This window comes from Kitasatospora phosalacinea (assembly GCF_000716545.1).
Lineage (GTDB): Bacteria > Actinomycetota > Actinomycetes > Streptomycetales > Streptomycetaceae > Kitasatospora > Kitasatospora phosalacinea.
This window is the reverse complement of the sequence record NZ_JNWZ01000073.1, coordinates 1-14,487: the sequence shown is the minus strand read 5'-3', so window position 1 is coordinate 14,487 and position 14,487 is coordinate 1. Positions and strand designations below refer to the sequence as shown.

The 14,487-nt window shown below is 75.2% G+C and carries 14 protein-coding genes; 5 read left to right on the top strand and 9 right to left on the bottom strand.

The genetic code is table 11. The annotated features are described in order from the left end of the window. Positions 1 to 134 precede the first annotated feature (134 nt). From OO48_RS28485 to OO48_RS35500, 4 genes are all read left to right on the top strand, one after another. Positions 135 to 662, top strand: coding sequence for a PadR family transcriptional regulator (locus OO48_RS28485; RefSeq protein ID WP_033221385.1), 528 nt, complete (start codon positions 135 to 137; stop codon positions 660 to 662). Continuing rightward, the gene (locus tag OO48_RS28480) at positions 659 to 1,345 is read left to right on the top strand and encodes an ABC transporter ATP-binding protein (RefSeq protein ID WP_033221384.1); all 687 of its coding nucleotides are present in this window, start codon (positions 659 to 661) and stop codon (positions 1,343 to 1,345) included. The genes OO48_RS28485 and OO48_RS28480 overlap by 4 nt, the downstream gene beginning before the upstream one ends. After that, positions 1,342 to 3,618 (top strand): ABC transporter permease, encoded by a 2,277-nt coding sequence (locus OO48_RS28475; RefSeq protein WP_033221383.1) that lies wholly within the window; start codon positions 1,342 to 1,344, stop codon positions 3,616 to 3,618. The genes OO48_RS28480 and OO48_RS28475 overlap by 4 nt, the downstream gene beginning before the upstream one ends. A 310-nt stretch (positions 3,619 to 3,928) precedes the next feature. Then, the gene (locus tag OO48_RS35500; RefSeq protein WP_051733001.1) at positions 3,929 to 4,540 is read left to right on the top strand and encodes a hypothetical protein; all 612 of its coding nucleotides are present in this window, start codon (positions 3,929 to 3,931) and stop codon (positions 4,538 to 4,540) included. 120 nt (positions 4,541 to 4,660) lie between these two features. Here OO48_RS35500 and OO48_RS28465 read toward each other — a convergent pair whose 3' ends face one another. Both OO48_RS28465 and OO48_RS28460 read right to left on the bottom strand, forming a co-directional pair. After that, the gene (locus OO48_RS28465) at positions 4,661 to 5,371 is read right to left on the bottom strand and encodes a lysoplasmalogenase (RefSeq protein ID WP_033221381.1); all 711 of its coding nucleotides are present in this window, start codon (positions 5,369 to 5,371) and stop codon (positions 4,661 to 4,663) included. Next, positions 5,368 to 6,246 carry a sterol desaturase family protein gene (locus OO48_RS28460; protein WP_033221379.1) on the bottom strand — a complete coding sequence of 293 codons (879 nt, stop codon included), beginning with the start codon at positions 6,244 to 6,246 and terminating at the stop codon, positions 5,368 to 5,370. Before OO48_RS28460 ends, OO48_RS28465 begins: the two co-directional genes overlap by 4 nt. An 88-nt stretch (positions 6,247 to 6,334) precedes the next feature. On the opposite strand from OO48_RS28460, the gene OO48_RS35495 reads away from it, so the two are divergent. After that, positions 6,335 to 7,747 carry a DUF2398 family protein gene (locus tag OO48_RS35495; RefSeq protein WP_106970441.1) on the top strand — a complete coding sequence of 471 codons (1,413 nt, stop codon included), beginning with the start codon at positions 6,335 to 6,337 and terminating at the stop codon, positions 7,745 to 7,747. 52 nt (positions 7,748 to 7,799) lie between these two features. Here the strand turns inward: OO48_RS35495 and OO48_RS28450 are convergent, their stop codons facing one another. The 7 genes from OO48_RS28450 to OO48_RS28415 form a co-directional block, all read right to left on the bottom strand. Continuing rightward, entirely contained in the window at positions 7,800 to 8,015 is a 216-nt protein-coding gene (locus OO48_RS28450; protein WP_033221377.1) for a cold-shock protein, read from the bottom strand. Between the two features lie 69 nt (positions 8,016 to 8,084). Then, complete coding sequence (locus OO48_RS37715) at positions 8,085 to 8,273, bottom strand: hypothetical protein (RefSeq protein WP_033221375.1); 189 nt, start codon at positions 8,271 to 8,273, stop codon at positions 8,085 to 8,087. A gap of 242 nt (positions 8,274 to 8,515) precedes the next feature. Next, positions 8,516 to 10,159 carry a BCCT family transporter gene (locus tag OO48_RS28435; RefSeq protein ID WP_033221372.1) on the bottom strand — a complete coding sequence of 548 codons (1,644 nt, stop codon included), beginning with the start codon at positions 10,157 to 10,159 and terminating at the stop codon, positions 8,516 to 8,518. A gap of 93 nt (positions 10,160 to 10,252) precedes the next feature. Continuing rightward, complete coding sequence (locus OO48_RS28430; RefSeq protein ID WP_033221414.1) at positions 10,253 to 10,882, bottom strand: TetR/AcrR family transcriptional regulator; 630 nt, start codon at positions 10,880 to 10,882, stop codon at positions 10,253 to 10,255. Between the two features lie 136 nt (positions 10,883 to 11,018). After that, positions 11,019 to 11,948 (bottom strand): acyl-CoA thioesterase, encoded by a 930-nt coding sequence (locus tag OO48_RS28425; RefSeq protein ID WP_033221370.1) that lies wholly within the window; start codon positions 11,946 to 11,948, stop codon positions 11,019 to 11,021. Between the two features lie 253 nt (positions 11,949 to 12,201). Beyond that, the gene (locus OO48_RS28420; RefSeq protein ID WP_245194843.1) at positions 12,202 to 13,416 is read right to left on the bottom strand and encodes an MBL fold metallo-hydrolase; all 1,215 of its coding nucleotides are present in this window, start codon (positions 13,414 to 13,416) and stop codon (positions 12,202 to 12,204) included. A 402-nt stretch (positions 13,417 to 13,818) separates the two neighbouring features. Further along, positions 13,819 to 14,277: a MaoC family dehydratase gene (locus OO48_RS28415; protein ID WP_033221410.1), complete on the bottom strand. Its 459-nt coding sequence runs from the start codon at positions 14,275 to 14,277 to the stop codon at positions 13,819 to 13,821. Positions 14,278 to 14,487: the final 210 nt, after the last annotated feature.

Below are 14,487 nucleotides of genomic sequence, written 5' to 3'. Positions count from 1 at the left end.
TTCCAGCGGTCCGAACCGCATCGTGCCCCCCTGCGGGTGAAAACTCGCAGGCAGAGGGTGGCCGGCGAAGATCCGCGCGTCAGTATTCTCCGAGTGTATAGACGCGGAGTGTACGCGCGGCGTACGCTCCCGCCATGAGCGTTCCACTCACCCTGCTCGGGCTCCTCGAACGCGAGCCCAGCCACGGCTACGACCTCAAGCGCGACTACGACGCCTTCTTCGGGCGCGGGAAACCGCTGCCCTTCGGCCAGGTCTACGCGACCCTCGGGCGGCTCGCCCGGGACGGGAAGGTGGTGGTCGGCGACCCCGAGGCCGGCGACGGGCCGGACCGCAAGCGGTACGTGATCACCGAGGCGGGGGCCACCGAGTTCGAGGACTGGCTGAGCGAGCCGGTCGCCGCCGAACCCCACCTGCAGACCGTGCTGTTCAGCAAGGTCGTGCTCGCCCTGATGCTCGGCCGCGACGCCGAGCGCTACCTCGACACCCAGCGCGCCGCCCACCTGAAGCGGATGCGCGAACTCACCGAGGTCAAGCGCTCCGGCAGCCTGGTCGACGCCCTGCTCGCCGACCACGGCCTGTTCCACCTGGAGTCCGACCTGCGCTGGATCGACCTCACCGCCGCCCGGCTCGACGCCCTCGCCGCGGAGGTGGCCAAGCGATGACCGCACCCCTGATCGAGGCCCGCGCCGTCACCCTCTCCTTCGGCGAGACCCCCGCCCTGCGCGGCGCCGACCTGGCCGTTGACGCCGGCGAGATCCTCGCCGTGATGGGCCCCTCCGGTTCCGGCAAGTCCACCCTGCTGCACTGCCTGGCCGGCATCCTCGCCCCCGACGGCGGCGAGATCCACTTCGACGGCCGCCGGATCGACCGCCTCGGCGAGCAGCAGCGCAGCGCCCTGCGCCGCGACAGCTTCGGCTTCGTCTTCCAGTTCGGCCAGCTCGTCCCGGAGCTGAGCGCCGAGGAGAACGTCGCCCTGCCGCTGCTGCTCGGCGGCGCCAAGCGCGCCGACGCGCTGGCCCGGGCCCGCGCCTGGTTCCCCAGGCTCGGCCTGGACGGGCTGGAGGGGCGCCGCTCCGGCGAGCTCTCCGGCGGCCAGGCCCAGCGCGTCGCCCTGGCCCGCGGCCTGGTCGCCGAACCGCGCGTGCTGTTCGCCGACGAACCCACCGGCGCGCTCGACTCGCTCACCGGCGAACACGTGATGGACCTGCTGGTCGACTCCGCCCGCGCCCAGGGCACCACCGTCGTCCTGGTCACCCACGAGGCCAGGATCGCCGCCTACGCCGACCGCGAGGCCATCGTCCGGGACGGCCGCGCCACCTCGCTGAGCGGACGGGTCGCCGGATGATCCGCCTCGGCCTGCGCCTCGCCGTCAGCGGCGGCCGCGAAGCGCTGCTGCGCCTGCTGGTCACCGCCGCCGCCGCCGTCGCCGTCGGCGTCGGACTGCTGCTCACCACCCTCGCGGCCGTCAACGCCGTGCACACCCAGAACGGCCGCTACGCCTGGACCAACACCGGCTTCGTCGCCGACGCCGAGACCGCCCCCGCCGATCGGGAGGCGGCGGGGACGACCTCGGACGGCAACGCGCCGCTGTGGTGGATGATCCGGCGCGACAGCTTCCAGGGGCAGCAGATCGGACGCGTCGACCTCGCCCCCACCGGCCCGACCGGCGTGCTCCCGCCCGGGGTGGACCGGCTGCCCGCCGACGGCGAGTACTACCTGTCGCCCGCACTGGCGAAGCTGGCCGACGCGGTGCCCCCGGAACAGCTCGCCGACCGTTTCGGCGGCCACCGGATCGGCATCCTCGGCAAGGACGCGCTGCCCGGCCCCGACAGCCTGGTCGCGTTGGTCGGCCGGACCCCGCAGGAGCTGTCGGCGATCCACGGCGCGGTGCGGGTCACCCGGATCGTCACCACCCCGCCCGACCGCTGCGACGACTGCCCGATCGGCATCCAGTCCAGCGGCGTCACGCTGATCCTGACCGTCGTCACCGGCGCGCTGGTCTTCCCGCTGCTGATCCTGATCGGCACGGCCACCCGGCTGAGCGCCACCCAGCGCGAGCGCCGCTTCGCCGCGATGCGGCTGGTCGGCGCGACGCCGCGGCAGGTGGCGGCGGTCTCCGCCGTCGAGTCCGCGCTCGCGGCCGCGGCGGGCGTGCTGCTCGGCTTCCTGCCCTACCTCGCGCTGCGCGGCCGGGTCGCCGGGATGGGGCTGACCGGGTACCGCTTCTACCCCTCCGACCTCGCCCTGACGTTCCCGCAGATCGCGGTCGTCGGCCTGGGCGTGCCGCTGGCGGCCGTCGTCGCCGCCCGGATCGCGCTGCGCCGGGTGCGGATCTCCCCGCTCGGGGTCAGCCGCCGGGTCACCCCGAAGCCGCCCCGGGCCTGGCGGGTGGCGCCGCTGCTGGCCGGGCTCGCCGAGCTGGTGTTCCTGCTGGTCCGGCACCCGGAGTCGATCCCGGGCCAGGTGCGGGGGTACCTCTCCGCGTTCGGTCTGATCATGATCGGCATCGTGCTCTCCGGCCCCTGGCTGACCGGCCGGGCCGCCGCCCTGCTGGCCCGGCGCACCCAGCGCCCGGCCACGCTGATCGCGGCCCGCCGGCTCGCCGACAACCCCACCGCCGGGTTCCGGGCGGTCAGCGGGCTGGTGCTGGCCCTGCTGGTGATGACCGCGACGATCGGGATCATCACCACCATGACCGACGAGCGCGGCCGGGTCGAGGGCGGCCCGCAGTTCGACAACGTGCTGACCAACAGCCTCAGCGAGGGCCGCACCCCCGAGGGCCTGGACCGCAGCGCCGGCCCGCCCGCGCCGCCCGGGCTGACCGCCGGCCTGCTGGCCGTCCCCGGCGTGCGCGGCACGATGCTGGTGCACCCGCTCGATCGGGTGGTGCCGGTCCGCGCCGGGGACGAGACCGAGGCCTCCGAGGTGGTGGCCTGCCCGGACCTCGACGCCGTCGGGGTGTTCGGCCACTGCGAGCCGGGAGCGGCCACCGCCTACCTGCCGTCCGTGCTGGCGGGCTTCCGCGACTACTCCGACACCGCGTGGCCCCCCGCGCCCTACACCGCCGAGCAGGTGGCGGCCCTGCCGGTGGTGAGCGTGGTGGTCGCCACCGACGGCTCGCGGGCCGCCGTCGAGCGCGCCCGGACGATGGTGGACGCCGCCTACCCGACGAACCGGCAGTCCCACACCCTGGCCGAGGGGCGGAAGGAGTCCGGCGCCGAACTGCAGGGCTTCCAGCAACTGGCGAAGGTGGTCATCCTGGCGACCTTCCCGATCGCGGGCTGCAGCCTGGCGGTCAGCGTGGCCGCCGCGCTCGGCGAGCGCAAGCGGCCGTTCAGCCTGCTGCGGCTCAGCGGGGTGCCGCTGGCGATGCTGCGGCGGGTGGTGCTGATGGAGTCCGCGGTGCCGCTGCTGGCGGTCTCGGCGGTGGCGATCGGCACCGGACTGCTGGCCGCCGACCTGTTCCTGCGCTCCCAGCTCCAGTACACGCTGCACTCGCTCGGCACCGGCTACTACCTGGCGGTCGCGGGCGGGCTGGCCGGGGCGCTGGCCGTCATCGGCGCCACCCTGCCGCTGCTGCGCCGGATCACCGGGCCGGAGACCGCCCGCAACGAGTAGCCCCTCCCGGGGGGAGGCCGGACCGGAGGGCGCGCCCGCGACGGGCGGGCCCTTCCGGCGCTCCGGCGGCGGGCCCCGCGCCTGGGGCCCGCCGGGGCGGGGCGGGGTGAGGAGGGGCGAGGAGGGGCGGGGCGGGACCGGCGCCGTGCTCCGGCGGGCCGTACGTCGTTCGGGTCCGGACCATCGATCGGACCCGAACGGCCTTGCGAGTTCGCCGGGTCGGGCGGCACTGCCTAGCGTGGGCGGCAACCGGGAGTAGCGGCACGAACACGGAGCCGCTGTTCCAACCCCGATCCCCTGGAGGTACGGCATGCGCCCGACGCGCACCGCCGCCGCCGCACTGCTCGGCACCACCGTCCTGCTCGGCCTGGCCGGCACCGCCCCCGCGTCCGCGAAGGGCAGCGAGCCCGCCTGGGTCTCTCCCGCGCAGGCCCAGCCCGGGCAGTCGGTCTCGGTCAGTGTCACGTGCGCGAGCAGCACGGAGAAGACAGTCACCGCGACCTCACTGGCCTTCGCCGGCGGCTCCACCACGCTCCGAGTCGGCCCCGACGGCAAGTACTCGGGCAGCGCCACCGTCATCTCCGAACAGGAGATGGCCGCGGCCGCCGCCAAGCGCACCACCACCGACTCGTCCTGGGGCATCGACGGCAAGTGCCCCAACGGGGACGGCTTCGTCGGTGCGGTGGCCATCGCGGCCGCCGGCGTGAGCGGCGCCACCAGCGGCGCCACCAGCGGCGCGGCCGCCGGGGCCGGCGTCTGGGAGGGCGCCCAGATCCCGCACGGCGGGGTGGAGACCGGCCTGGGCGGCTCGGTCGGCATGGACGGCACCCGACTGGCCGTCGGCGCCGCGCTGGTGGGCTCCGGCATCGGCGGGTTCTGGCTGCTGCGCCGCCGAGGCGCGGCCACCGGCCGGGCCTCCTGAGCAGCCGTCCGGTACGCGCCCACCGTACCGGGCAGGCCGCGCGTCCCACGCGGCCGACGGCACGAGGAAGGGCGGCACCCGCGAGGGTGCCGCCCTTTCGCGTCCCGCCCTCCCGCACGCTCAGGAGGCGGCGCGCTCCACGCCGCGGCCGCGCTCGGCGCCGTCGCTGCGCTCCACGCCGCCGGTGCGCTCCAGGGTGCCGACCGTCAGCAGGTACTGGCCGGCCAGGTACGTCGCCATGATCAGGAAGCCGTGCGCGGGCAGGTGCCGCCAGTCCGCCAGGTCGGTGGCGATCAGGGTGTCGGAGAACAGGAACAGCGCCCCGCCCAGCCCCGCCCGCACGTTGACCTGCGAGGCGGTCACCGCGGTGGAGGCCAGCAGCAGGCTGTACAGCGCCACCGGGACGCGCATCCCCGCGTCCAGGTCGGGCCAGAGCAGCACGATCAGCGCGGCCCAGAGCACCGCGTAGCAGCCCGCGAGGAGCAGCGCCCGGCGGCGGTCGGCGAACGCGCCCAGCTTGACGAACATCGTCACGTAGCAGGCGTGGCCGGCCGCGAACGAGCCCATCCCGGCCAGGAACGCCACCGCCCCGCCGATCTCCAGCAGGATGTCCCCGCCCGCCCCGAACAGCAGCGCGGGGACGAGCAGTTTCGGCGTGCCGGGCTTCGCGAGGGCCCACACCCAGCCCGCCAGCAGCGGCATCAGCAGCGGCTTGGTGCCGTACTGCAGGGGCTTGATCCCGAAGACGATCGCCAGCAGGTGCGCGGCCGCGACGACGGTGAAGGCGATCAGCAGGGCCCGCGCGGTGCGCGGGTCGCGGAGGGAAGTCATGCGGCGGCACTCTCCGGTCCGGTGGCGGCGGTGGTCTCGGTGCGGGGCGCGGGGTGCCAGCCGGGCCCCTTCGTCAGGTGCCGCAGCCGGTCGCCCCAGGTGCTCGCTCCCCGTATGTCCCGGGCGATCGAGGCGTATTCGTGGGTGGCGACCCGCAGGGGGTTGAAGGTGCCGATGTTCTTGGTCAGTCCGTACACCGGGCGCTCGGCCTCGGCCGCGAACGAGCCGAACAGCCGGTCGAAGACGATCAGGATGCCGCCGAAGTTGCGGTCCAGGTAGCCGCCCTGGGAGGCGTGGTGGACCCGGTGGTGCGAGGGCGTGTTGAACAGGTACTCGACCGGGCGGGGCAGCCGGCCGATCCGCTCGGTATGGATCCAGAACTGGTACACCAGGTTCGCCGAGGAGCAGAACGCCAGCGCCGCCGGGTGCACGCCCGCCAGGACCATCGGCACGAAGAACACCCAACTGGTGGCCGAAGTCCAGGGCTGGCGCAGCGCGGTGGACAGGTTGTAGTGCCGGCTGGAGTGGTGCACCACGTGGCAGGCCCACAGGATCCGCACCACGTGGTGGCCGCGGTGCGACCAGTAGTAGAAGAAGTCCTGGGCGAGCAGCATCAGCGGCACCGTCCACCACAGCACCGGCACCCGCAGCGGCGTCAGCTCGTACAGGAACGAGTAGACCGCCACGATCGGGATCTTCCAGCCCGCGTCGAACAGCAGCGAACCCAGGCCCATGGTCAGGCTGGTCGCGGTGTCCTTCGCGGCGTACCCCTGTTCGTCCTCGTCCGGATGGAACCGGTACGAGACCAGCTCCAGGACGGTGAGCAGCACGAAGGCCGGTATCGACCAGAGCACGACATCGGGCAGGTGTGGCATGCCCGGAACCCTAGGGGACCGCGGCGACCTGCGGAAGAGGTTGTTACCGGCGCGTACTGCCCGGTTCGGCGTCTAGGCTTGGCACGACATGGAGCGGCAGCGAGCAGCCGTCGAAGTCGCTGCGGCGGCCGGCGGATCGGGGACGGGGCGCACGGGCGGAGCCGGACGGCTCGCCGACCAGGCGCGCCCGCGGACGCGCTCGCAGGCACGCCCGCAGGACCGTCCGGGCGCCGAAGTCGTCGCGGCCGCCGAGGAGTTGGCCGCCCGGTTCGCCGCCGCCGAACCCGCCGAGGCGGACCTGCTGGCCAGCGCGGTGTTCGGCGCGTACGGGGCCAGGCACCTCGGCGGGGCGCCCCGGCAGGCCGAACCGGCGCCCGGCACCAGCTGGTGGCACGGCCCCACCGTCCACCACAGCACCTCGCCGCTGTTCCGACCGCTCGGCTACCGCCGGATACGCCGGGAAGCGCCCGTCCAGGCCGGCACCCGCCCCACCGGCGGCGGCCGGCACCGCAAACCCGAACGCCCGGACGCCGCCGGCGAAGTGCGCACCGCCGCCCGGCTGCTGATGGCCCACCCGCTGGTCACCGCCGACGGACCGCACGGCGCCGGACTCGCCCTGATCCGCCGTCACGCCGAGGTGCTCGCCGAACGCTTCCGCGCCCTGCTCGGCTACCGGCTCACCCTCGGCCCCGCCCACGCCCGCCTGCACAAGGGCCCGCTGCCCGGCCGCCCGCTGCCCGGCCTCGACCCCGCCGGGTACGCCGCGCTCGCCCGCGCCCTGGCCGGCGCCGTCCCGCCCGCCGCCGCCCCGCCCGCCGTCCGCGCCCTGCTCGACGACTGGCGGCCGCCCGCCGCGCTCGCCGCCGACCTGCTCACCGCGCCCCCGCTGCCCGCCGCCGGACCGGAGGTGACGGTCCGCCGACTGCTCGCCGAGACGCCCGTCGTGCTCCACCACGACCTCGCGCCCGCCGAACGCGCCCACCTGCTCGCCGCCGCCCCCGCCGAGACGGAGCGGTTCGCCGAACTGCTCGGCCTCACCGCCGAGATCCGCGCCGAGGGCGTCGCCCTGCTCGACCCCGCCGACGAACTCACCGACCTCGCCCTGCCGGGCCCCGGCACCCTCGCCCAGGCCGCGCTGCTGCTCGCCGAACGCCTGGTCGAGGACCTGCGTCCGGTCGGCACCGACACCCCGCCGCCCGCCGTCCTGGTCCCCGACGCACTGATCGACGGCACCCTCGGCGACATCACCGACGACTACGGCATGAGCGCCGGCTGGGACGCCGGCTACCTCGCCGACCTCGCCGCCTTCCGCCGCGACGCGCTCGACCTGCTGCACCGGATGGGCCTCGCCGCCCCCGCCGGACGCACCTGGCTGCTGCGCGCCCCCGCCGCCCGCTACGCCCCCCGCGCCGAACCCGAGCCCCCCGCGGGCAGCGGTCGGCACTCCCGCCCGGCGACCGTCCCCGCGCCGGGGCGGGAACGGGACCGGCAGGGCGTGTAGGCCCTGCCCGGGTCCAGCGCCGGGTTTTCAGTGCCGGGTTCAGCGCCGGGTTTCAGTAGGTGAGCGGGTGGACGCGTTCGGCGACCGGACGGAACTCCTGGACCGTCCCGTCGTACCGGACGCGCTGGCCCTGGTGCAGGAAGCGGTGCTCGTCGGTGTCGGCGAGGACCGAGTCGTAGTAGACGGCGACGTCGGGGCCGCCGGTGTCCGGGGCGATGTAGCCGTAGCCGTGGCGGGGGTCGAACCACTTGACGGTGCCGGTCTCCATGGCGGGTCTCCCTTCGAGCCGGTCACCCTCAGTATCGGCCGGAGGCCCGGCGCCCACCACCCGCCCGGCTCAGCGGCCGCCCTGGCCGACCGCCCGAGCCGACTCGCTCTGGTGGCGGACGGTCTCCACCGTGGCGCCGACGCCGAGCGAGCCCAGCGCGACGGAGGCCGCGACGGCGGCGCAGGCGAGCAGGCGGCGGTGGCGGCGGGGCAGCGGGAAGCGCGGATCCTGGGCCGACGGGAGAGTGCGGGCGTTCATGGCAGAGAGCCTGACAGGGAGGTGTTACGCGGTCGCGAAACGCGGGTGAAGTCTGGAAGGGATCTCGGCGTCGGAACCTCCGCTCCCGCATCCGCGCAGGTCGAACGGCTGATCGGCGACGCGCGTAGCGGCCCGGGCGGCCGTTTCCATGGCGAACTCGGGCCAGAGGAGCGGGAGTTGCCACCCCGACCGGACGCCGCCGGGGGCGCCGGGCCGCACCGGTGGGCGGCCCGGCGGCCGGTTCACTCCTGCGGGCGAGACCGCTCGGGGTAATCCTCGCCGACGCTCGCTCCGACCGCGTCCCGCAGCCCGTGCGCGGGGTGGGAGCGCGGGCGCCCCGCCGCCGGGTCGGTGCGCAGTTCGCGCACCAGGGCCACGCACAGTCCCAGCATGACCAGCACGAACGGCAGCGCCACCAGGACGGTGGCGTTCTGCAGCGCCGTCAGCCCGCCCGCCAGCAGCAGCGCCGCGGCCACGCCCGCCATCAGCACGCCCCACACCACCACCAGCCAGGTGCGCGGGTGCAGGGCGCCGCCGGAGGATAGCGAACCGAGCACCAGGGACGCCGAGTCGGCGGAGGTGACGAAGTACAGCATCACCAGCAGCACCGCGACCACGCTGGTCACCGCGCCCAGCGGCAGCGACTTCAGCATCTCGAACAGCCCGGCGTCCGCGCCCTGCGGGATGGTCGCCACCAGGTCGGCCGCGCCGGTCGCCTGCAGCCGGATCGCCGAACCGCCCATCACCACGAACCACACCGCCGTCGCCCCGCTGGGCACCAGCAGCACGCCCACCAGGAACTGGCGCACCGTGCGGCCCCGGGAGATCCGGGCGATGAAGGTGCCGACGAACGGCGCCCAGGACAGCCACCACGCCCAGTAGAAGATCGTCCAGGAGCCCAGCCAGTCCTCGTCCGTGAACGCCCCGGTCTGGGTGGCGAACACCGCCAGGTCGGACAGGTAGCCGCCGACCGTCGAGGGCAGCGCGTCCAGCACGAAGACCGTCGGGCCGACCACGAACACGAACACCATCAGCAGGCAGGCCAGCACCACGCTGGTGGTCGACAGCCACTTCACGCCCCGGTGCACGCCCGACATCGCCGACAGCACGAACGCGCTGCCCAACGCCGCGATCACCACCAGCTCGACGCCCTCGGTGGCCCGGACGTCGGTGACGTAGCCCAGACCGCCCGCCACCTGGATCGCGCCCAGGCCCAGGCTGGTCGCCGAACCGAAGACGGTCGCGAACAGCGCCAGCAGGTCGACCAGCCGGCCCTGCCAGCCGTTCGCCCCGCGCTCGCCGATCAGCGGCACGAACGCCGCGGAAATCCGGTTGCCCCGGCCCTTGCGGAAGGTGGTGTACGCCAGTGCCAGGCCGCTCACCGCGTAGATCGCCCACGGGTGCAGCGTCCAGTGGAACAGCGAGAACTCCAGCGCCCGCTGCGCCGCCGCCGGGCTCTGCGCCACGACGCCGGAGCCCGGCTGGGGCTGCGCGTACAACTGCAGCGGCTCGCCGACGCCGTAGAACAGCAGGCCGATGCCCATGCCGGCGGAGAACATCATCGCGATCCAGGCCATCGTGGAGAACTCCGGCTGCTCGCCGTCCCGGCCCAGCGGGATCCGGCCGAAGCGGCCGGCCGCCAGCACCACCGCGAGCAGCAGGAACACGTCCGCGGCGACCACGAACAGCCAGCCGAAGTCGTGCAGCACCCAGGCCAGCGCCGAGTCCGAGACCCGGCCCAGCGAGTCCTCCGCGAACACGCCCCAGGCCACCACCGCCAGCACGGCGACCGCGCCGACCCCGAACACCACCCGGTCCAGCGGGAAGGCGTCCTCGTCCGGCGCGGGGGGCTGACGGTCCGTCGGGGGTTCAACAGGAGTGGACATAGCAGGAACTATGTCCACGGAGCGGACCTCGGATCGGCGCGGCACGCCGGGACGCGGCGGCCGGCGGACCGGGCCGGCGGTCGCGGCGGCGGCTCAGACGGGCAGCGGTGGCGGCGGCTCGTACGGTGTCAGCACCAGCCGGACCATGTCCTCCAGCCGGGTGCGGGCGTCGTCCAGCGTCGTGCGGCCCGTCACCCAGGCCGTCAACTCGCCCTGCCAGGCGTGCCCCACCATGTGCCGCACCAAGTCCCCCGAGGCCGGCGGGACCTCCGGCATCACGGCCCCCAACGCCGCCCGGTCCGCCCGGGCCAGGCCCTGCAACGCCTCACTGGCGAACGGGTCCGTCGACGTCGCCACCGCCACCCGCAGCCGGGCCAGCTCCGGCTGCCGCTGGTACGCCCGCATCCCCCGCCGCACGAACCGCACCGCCCGCTCGGTCGGCGAGGCGCCGCGCCCCGCCCCCACCTCGCCGACCAGGTCGGCGAGCAGCAGTCGGTGCCAGTCCGCTATCGCGGCGGCGAGCAGGTGGTCCTTCGACGAGAAGTACCGGTACGCGGTACCGAGGGCCACGCCAGAACGCTCCGACACCTGTTTCATCTGGAGCCGTTCCACGCCGATCTCGGTCACCAGGGCCAGGGCGGCGGACAGGAGGGAGCCGCGGCGTTCGAGCTGACGGGGGGACATCGCCTCCACCGGACGAGGTGACAGGTCAACCTTGGTCACCCGAACCATGATACGGGGCGGCCACTCGCGGCGGTATGACGCGGCAGATCACCAGTGGGTGACAAGGACAGCGCACCAGTGGGTGACAAGGACAGCGCACCAGTGGGTGGCAAGGGCTCGGTAGCCCGTCGGCCCGTCAGCCCGTCCGGGAGGGCTGCGGGCGCAGTTCGCGCAGCAGCGTCTCCTGCACGGCCGAGGCCACCAGCACCCCGTCCCGGTCGTAGAACTCGCCCATCGCCAGCCCCCGGCCGTCCGACGCCGACGGGCTGCGCTGGGCGAACAGCAGCCACTCGTCGGCGCGGAACGGGCGGTGGAACCACATCGCGTGGTCCAGCGAGGCCAGCGCCACCCGGGGCTCCTCCACCCGGTGCACCCGGTGCGGTTGCAGGTGCAGCGCCGCGGTCGAGGCCAGCGTCAGGTCGGACAGGTAGGTCAGTGCGCAGACCTGGAGCAGCGGATCGTCCCCCGGCAGCGGGTGGTCCGTCCGCAGCCAGACGAACTGCTGCGGGACGCCCGGCAGTTCCGGCGGCAGGCCGGGTGCGTCCGCCGGGACGAAGCGCATCCGCAGCGCGCGGAAGACCGCCGCGTTGGCGAACTCCTCCGGGGCGTCCCGCTCCCAGGCCAGGTACGGGTCCGGCAGCTCCTCCGGGCCCGGCACCGGCGGCATCGTGCGCTGCCGGTCGTCCGCCGCCTCCGGGTGCTTGAACGACGCCGACATGGTGAAGATCACCTCGCCGCGCTGCACCGCGGACACCCGCCGGGTCGCGTACGAGAAGCCGTCCCGGGCCCGGTCCACCTGGTAGAGGATCGGGCAGCGCGGGTCGCCGGGGCGCAGGAAGTACCCGTGCAGGCTGTGCACTCGGCGGGCCGGCTCCACCGTGCGCCCGGCCGAGGTCAGGGCCTGGGCCGCGACCTGGCCGCCGAACGCGCGCAGCGGGGCGCCCGCGTGGCAGCGTCCCCGGAACAGGTTCTCCTCCAACTCCTCGATGCCGAGCAGCTCCGCGAAGGAGCGCGGCCCGGGGGAGGGAGCGGGGGGCGGGGCGGCGGGGGCGATCACCCGGCTCATGCTAGAACACGTTGCAATGGGCGGGGATTGTGGCACCGGTCACACGCGGGCGAGGCGCCGGACGGGGGCCGTCGAGGGAGGAGGTCGGCGCGGCGCCCCGGAACCCGGCTTGCCGTACTCGGCGGCTTACCGTCCACCCGCGGGACGGCGGACGGCGGGCGGCGAGGAACGGAGCGGAGCGGAGCACGACACGGCCCCGGTGACGGCGATCCGGAACGCGGACCCGGCGCGGGGCAGGCGCGCCCGGACGGGCTCAGAACTGCGGGACCTCGCCGTCCTGCCCCGGGGAGTGGTCGGCGGTCGGGCGGGCCTCGGCGAGGGGGGCGTCGGGCCGGGGCGGGGCGGTGGTGAGGGCGGCGGGGCTGTCCGGGACGGCGGTGAGGCCGGGCGGGAGGAGCAGGTCCGCGCCGGAGGGGGGTGCGGCGACGGCCCGCCACCAGGGCTTGGCGGTGGGCGGGGCCGCGGGCTCGAAGGGCCGGCCGGGGCGGGGCAGCGCGAGCGTGACGTCCGCGTCCCGGGCGGCGGCGACGGTCCGCTCGGCGGGCTCCTCCCACGGGTGCGGGGCCAGGTCGAAGGTGCCCCAGTGGATCGGCAGCAGCACGTCGCCGCGCAGGTCGCGGTGGGCCTGCACGGCCTCCTCGGGCGTCAGGTGGACCTCGGGCCAGTGCTCGGAGTACGCGCCGACCTGCATCATCGTCGCGTCGAACGGCCCGAAGCGGTGGCCGATGTCGGCGAAGCCCGGGAAGTAGCCGCTGTCGCCGCTGTGGAAGATCCGCTGCCGCTTGCCCTCCACCACCCAGGACGACCACAGGAACTTGCCGCTCGGCCGGGGCCCGCGCGAACAGTAGTGCCGGGCCGGGGTGGCGGTCAGCCGCAGGCCGTCCAGCTCGGCGGTCTCCCACCAGTCCAGGTCGACGATGCGGCGCGGCGAGACGCCCCAGTGCTCCAGGTGCGCGCCGATGCCCAGCGGCACCGCGAACACCGCGTCGCCGGCGGCCAGCGTCCGCACCGTCGTCATGTCCAGGTGGTCGTAGTGGTCGTGGGAGATCACCACCACGTCCACCGGACCGAGCTCGGCCAGCGGCAGCGGCACCGGGTGCAGGCGCTTGGGACCGATCCAGTCGAACGGCGAGCAGCGCTCGCTCCACACCGGGTCGAACAGCACCCGCACCCCGTCCAGCTCGGCCAGCACGGTGGCGTGGCCCATCCAGGTCAGCCGCAGGCCGGACTCGGGCGGCGTGGCCAGCTCCACCGGGAGCAGCCGGTGCACCGGGACCGCGGCGGCCGGGGCACGGCGGTTGGGATCGACCGCGAGCTTGGTGCGCATCAACGCCAGCGGGGTGTGCGCGTACGCGAGCCGGCGGGTCGCCACCGGGTTGCGGAACGACCCGTCCACGAAGTGCGGCGAGTTGCGGACCCGGTGCAGGCGCCAGCCCGACGGGTCCGCGCCGAACGCGTCCGTGCGCATCCGCTGCCAGGCCTCCCGGGGCAGCGTCCGGTACGAGCGCCTGGCGTCGCGCAGCGCGAGCCCGGCTTCGGCGACCAACTCGCCGGCACGGAACAGCCAGGAGACGGGGCGGGACACGGCACCTCCACGGTCGAACACCCGGACGGCGGCACGCCGGGACGGCGGGACGCGGCGCGCCCCGCGGCATCGGCGGGCCGGAGCGCGGCACAGCGGCGGCGGGGGAGCCCCCGGCGCCGGACGGCGCACCTCGGGCCGGGACATTACCGGCACAAAGCGGAGGAACGCGGCAGGTGGAGGGTGGCGCGCCGGAACGGGGGCGACGGTGGCCCGCGCGGGCAGCGGAAACGGACCGCCCCCGGGTGCGGGACGGTCCGTCGTCGGTCTGCCGAAGGGGGCCGGGGTTCAGGCGGCCGGGTAGAAGCGGGTGATCGTCTCCGCGACGCAGTGCGGCTTGGCGCTCGCCTCGCTGGCGATGGTGAACCGGACCACCGCCTGCACGCCGCCCGGCACCTCCTCCGCCGAGACCAGCACCGCCGTCGCCCGCACCGCCGTGCCCACCGGCAGCGGGGCCGGGAAGCGCACCTTGTCCGAGCCGTAGTTCAGCGCCATCGCGACGCCCTCCACGGCGTAGCACTCCTTCGCCAGCACCGGCAGCAGCGAGAGCGTCAGGTAGCCGTGCACGATCGTCCCGCCGAACGGCGTCTGCTTGGCGCGCTCCGGGTCGACGTGGATCCACTGGTGGTCGCCGGTCGCCTCGGCGAACAGGTTCACCCGGTCCTGGTCGACGGTGTGCCACTCGCTGGTGCCGAGTTCGGTGCCGACCGCGGCGGTCAGATCGGCGAGCGAGGCGAAGGTCGTCACGGTGCGCTCCACAGGTGCGTCGGGGCAGGGCCGGCCCGGGGCGGGACCGACTCGCAGAGTATGCCTACTCGCCGGTCACATGTCAGCGGGGCGCGGGGCGGAGGGGAGCGCGGGCGCGGGACGCGGCGGGCTGCGGCGGTGCGGGCGGTCAGCTGTGGCGGAGGCCCGGGACGGCGGGTCCTGGCAGGGCGGGGCCGGGGAGGGCGGGGT

Coding starts and splice junctions, on each gene's coding strand:
- OO48_RS28485 (WP_033221385.1), top strand. CDS start 135: ATGAGCGTTCCACTCACCCTGCTCGGGCTCCTCGAACGCGAGCCCAGC.
- OO48_RS28480 (WP_033221384.1), top strand. CDS start 659: ATGACCGCACCCCTGATCGAGGCCCGCGCCGTCACCCTCTCCTTCGGC.
- OO48_RS28475 (WP_033221383.1), top strand. CDS start 1,342: ATGATCCGCCTCGGCCTGCGCCTCGCCGTCAGCGGCGGCCGCGAAGCG.
- OO48_RS35500 (WP_051733001.1), top strand. CDS start 3,929: ATGCGCCCGACGCGCACCGCCGCCGCCGCACTGCTCGGCACCACCGTC.
- OO48_RS28465 (WP_033221381.1), bottom strand. CDS start 5,371: ATGACTTCCCTCCGCGACCCGCGCACCGCGCGGGCCCTGCTGATCGCC.
- OO48_RS28460 (WP_033221379.1), bottom strand. CDS start 6,246: ATGCCACACCTGCCCGATGTCGTGCTCTGGTCGATACCGGCCTTCGTG.
- OO48_RS35495 (WP_106970441.1), top strand. CDS start 6,335: ATGGAGCGGCAGCGAGCAGCCGTCGAAGTCGCTGCGGCGGCCGGCGGA.
- OO48_RS28450 (WP_033221377.1), bottom strand. CDS start 8,015: ATGGAGACCGGCACCGTCAAGTGGTTCGACCCCCGCCACGGCTACGGC.
- OO48_RS37715 (WP_033221375.1), bottom strand. CDS start 8,273: ATGAACGCCCGCACTCTCCCGTCGGCCCAGGATCCGCGCTTCCCGCTG.
- OO48_RS28435 (WP_033221372.1), bottom strand. CDS start 10,159: ATGTCCACTCCTGTTGAACCCCCGACGGACCGTCAGCCCCCCGCGCCG.
- OO48_RS28425 (WP_033221370.1), bottom strand. CDS start 11,948: ATGAGCCGGGTGATCGCCCCCGCCGCCCCGCCCCCCGCTCCCTCCCCC.
- OO48_RS28420 (WP_245194843.1), bottom strand. CDS start 13,416: ATGCGCACGGACGCGTTCGGCGCGGACCCGTCGGGCTGGCGCCTGCAC.